This is a genomic window from Kitasatospora putterlickiae (assembly GCF_039527695.1).
Lineage (GTDB): Bacteria > Actinomycetota > Actinomycetes > Streptomycetales > Streptomycetaceae > Kitasatospora > Kitasatospora putterlickiae.
Genome location: NZ_BAAAKJ010000028.1, coordinates 10,140 through 10,495 on the forward strand (window position 1 = coordinate 10,140; position 356 = coordinate 10,495).

General features: G+C 77.8%; 1 pseudogene. It reads left to right on the forward strand.

Features of this window, described 5'->3' with window-relative positions:
- Positions 1 to 356, forward strand: a pseudogene (locus ABD308_RS03630) (carboxymuconolactone decarboxylase family protein); the annotation flags it as partial.

Genomic DNA, 356 nt, shown 5'->3' on the forward strand with positions numbered 1-356 from the left:
GGAACCGACGGCCGGGGAACTGACCGAGTGGATCACCACCGGGGGCAGGCCGCCGTTCGCGTCCGGGCTGCTCCCGGAACTGGCCGGCACCGCGCTCTGCCTGCAGTACCTCAACCGGGTGGTCAACGTCTTCCTCGGCCCGGCACCGCTGCCGCCGAACGCCCCGGACCGGGCGCTCGGCCCGGTGCTCCGGGTGCTGATCGGCCTGATGCGCGGGTCGGTCCGGGCGACGGCCGCGCCGGGCACCTCGCTGTCGCTGCTGCCGGCCGCGCCACTGCCGGCCGACCTGGACTGGGCGGCGGCCGATCCGCGGATCGCCGGCACGCTGGCCCGGGCCGCCGCAGGCGTCGACCGGG